This is a genomic window from Lishizhenia sp., assembly GCF_033720595.1.
Lineage (GTDB): Bacteria > Bacteroidota > Bacteroidia > Flavobacteriales_D > Crocinitomicaceae > Lishizhenia.
Window position 1 is genome coordinate 1 of sequence record NZ_JAWWCF010000273.1, and the last position, 2,912, is coordinate 2,912.

5 protein-coding genes are annotated in these 2,912 nt (G+C 36.4%); 1 reads left to right on the forward strand and 4 read right to left on the reverse strand.

The window, feature by feature from the left end; all coding sequences use genetic code 11:
* From R3333_RS13855 to R3333_RS13870, 4 genes are all read right to left on the reverse strand, one after another.
* On the reverse strand, positions 1–300 hold a 300-nt coding region (locus tag R3333_RS13855; protein ID WP_318959364.1), incomplete at its 3' end, for a redoxin domain-containing protein.
* 45 nt (positions 301–345) lie between these two features.
* Positions 346–762, reverse strand: a complete 417-nt coding sequence (locus tag R3333_RS13860) for a MepB family protein (protein WP_318959365.1) — start codon at positions 760–762, stop codon at positions 346–348.
* The gene (locus tag R3333_RS13865; RefSeq protein WP_318959366.1) at positions 759–1,334 is read right to left on the reverse strand and encodes an NAD(P)H-dependent oxidoreductase; all 576 of its coding nucleotides are present in this window, start codon (positions 1,332–1,334) and stop codon (positions 759–761) included. Before R3333_RS13865 ends, R3333_RS13860 begins: the two co-directional genes overlap by 4 nt.
* A 54-nt stretch (positions 1,335–1,388) precedes the next feature.
* Entirely contained in the window at positions 1,389–1,961 is a 573-nt protein-coding gene (locus R3333_RS13870) for a Crp/Fnr family transcriptional regulator (protein WP_318959367.1), read from the reverse strand.
* A gap of 219 nt (positions 1,962–2,180) precedes the next feature.
* Here R3333_RS13870 and R3333_RS13875 point away from each other — a divergent pair.
* A partial coding sequence (locus R3333_RS13875) for a hypothetical protein (RefSeq protein ID WP_318959368.1) occupies positions 2,181–2,912 on the forward strand: 732 nt, incomplete at its 3' end.

Below are 2,912 nucleotides of genomic sequence, written 5' to 3' on the forward strand. Positions count from 1 at the left end.
CTCCAATTCTTCAGCATGAATTTTCATCATACCCGGTGCATCTTGAGGATATCGTTCTACATCATTACTGGAGATAGCCACAAAACCTATTCCTTGATTTTTATAGTGGTTGGCTATTTCTACGAGCATATCATTGATGTGAATTACGTAAGGACAATGGTTACAAATGAACATTACAACCGTTCCTTTTTCTCCTTGCACATCTGAGAATTGAATCATTTCCTCAGAAACTGTATCTATGAGTTTGAAATCTGGAGCCAAACTACCTTTGGCCATATCGTTAGAAGCTGTCAGTGCCATGTTTTTTCTTTCAAAAATAGAAAAGTAGCTTGGTTCTGCTGTGATTTAGATCAAGGATTGGTAAAAGTTCTTCTGCCAATTTTGAGTTTTAGTCGCTTGAGTATTGAGGTCCGTATAATTGGGGGAATAAAGTCGAAACCCACGTTTTCCATTTTTGGAGTTAGACTTTAAGATGCCTTTTTCCAATAGAACCACTTTAGGAAAGAGAAAAAATCCGGTTTTAGTATAGTTTAAAATAAACACATAATCAATCGCATCGATTTCCTCAAAAGGATGAGTTTCGCCGTTTACTCTTATCCAAAGTGTAACAAACTCACCCTTTTTTGTAGGAGTGATTTTAGACTGTCTACCCAAGTATGTTCTCTTATTTACTTCAAAACTGCAACTGCAGTAATCTTTTCCCTCTGCGTCTTCTACAAAGTTTTTAAGATGTTTATAGACTTGGTCTAATGTCAATTTCATTTCCCTCCTTTTCCGAGTAAATGTACGCGCTCCAAATGATTCTTTCTAAACTTTTCTGAAGAGTTTTTAATGATGGATATATGCGTGTGTTTAATAGAACCAACACCACAGAATTGTAACACTCCTTTTTTCATTTGTTGAAGTACAGGGCGGTGAAGAAACAATCGAAAATACCATTTTGGTGAGTCAGAGGTGAAAATGAGTCGCGCGGTTTTTCCTTTCCATAGCTTATCTGGCAATCCCTTGCCTTTTTTAGGTCCGTAGGTTATACCAGGGAGAAAAGTTCTATCTATAAACCCTTTCATTAGAGCAGGTAATCCAGCCCACCAAACGGGAAAAATCCATACAAGGTGATCTGCTTCTTGCATAAGCTGAATGGCGTGCTCCAGGTCGGGTTCTAAGTCGCTTCTTTTTCTATAGCCATAACTTAAGTTAGGATTAAACTTTAAGTCCTTCAAATGTATGCTTTGAATTTCTAATCCTGATTCTTGTGCACCTTTTATATAGGCTTCACTCAAAGCATAATTGTAACTTTCAGGGTCTGGATGACCATTGATAACAAGTGTTTTCATTTTCTTTTTTGAGCAAAGAAACATACTTGCCAGAGGGTGGAGTAGGACAAATGTCTAAATCAAAATTTCTTTTCGAATTCTACTCAAATGTCTTTGGGTTATTCCAAGATAAGAGGCTAAATAATTCAAAGGAATTCGTTGTAAATAATGTGGGTTTTGCTCCATTAATTTGAGGTAGCGTTGTTCTGCATTTTCCTTTTGAAGTACAAAAATGCGTTGTTCCATTTCTATGTATTCTAGTTCTGTTAGGCGTTTAAAAAAACGTACCCAGTTAATACTTGATTCTTCTAAGGCTTTAATATAGGTTTTGTTCCACCAAAGATAGGTAGCGTCGGTTAAGGCTTGGAAACTTTCGGTGCTTGGATTTCCCGTAAGAAAGGAAGAATAGGCAGATAAAAAGTTGTTTTCCTGCCTGAAACAATAAGTTATTTCTTCTGAACTTGAATTGTAGTAAAAAGATCTGAAAATACCATTTTGAACAATGGCTACATCATTACATACTTCTCCTTCTTTGGCAAAGAAATCTCCCTTTTTTAGGGTTTTGATTTTACCATCTCTAAGTACTTGGTCAATTTCAGCTTTTGTCAATATACCAAAAGCGTCAAAGGTGTTATATAGTTCCTTCATTAATGTTCCTTAAATGTTTCCTAATCCCGGCACTGTTATTTATAAATCCAGAGAGAATTTCTATGTACTCATGGTTTTAGGTTCTAAAAATGCAAATTCTTTTCACGAAGTGCTTTTTCAATCGGATAAACGGTTAGTAGAAGATGATTCAGCACGTGATAAAGGTTTATTTCCCCGCTAAGCTTAATATTTTTTTATCTTAGAAGCATGGATATGGAAATGTCAAAAAAGAAGCCTGCCTTTAAGATTAGTGATACTTTAAGAGCTTATTTAATTGAATACGATAGAGAAGAGTCTATTCCCCTTTCTTATGAGGATATGAAACGTTGGTCGGACAGTTTGCCCGTAATCGATGCAAATGGTAATGACACACTTTGGCGTTCAGTAATGTATCCACAAACTGATCAAGAAGAAATTTTTGATGGTTTAAGAGAAATATACGCCTTGTTGAAAACAGATGGTGACACCACCATTATTAAGCACTTAAAGATTTCCAGAATTGAATATTGTTTGTTCGGAAATTCCAATCCATTTCGTATAAAAATCGTGAATATGATTAACGATAACCACGATTATTTCTACATCAAGAAGGCGGACGCGAGTAGAGTATATGGGTTAGAGCTAGAGCATATTCTAAGTCCCAACCGTATGTCTTACATCGTAGATGGAAACACCTTGGTAGAAGATCATATCGCAGGAATTCCAGGTGACATATTCATGGAGAGTTACATGGAGAACTCTAATTTTTACCCGGTAGGTATGGCCAAAGAGTTTGTGAAGTTCAACGAGCGTTGCTTCATCATGCTTCTTGGAGATATGCGTTCGTACAACTATGTGATTGACGTAACGCCTGATTTTGATAAAGAACAGTACAGGGCGAGAACCATAGATTTTGATCAACTCTGTTATGAGGGAAGGAAGAATTTTTACAAGCCTCAGTTCTATAAAGAG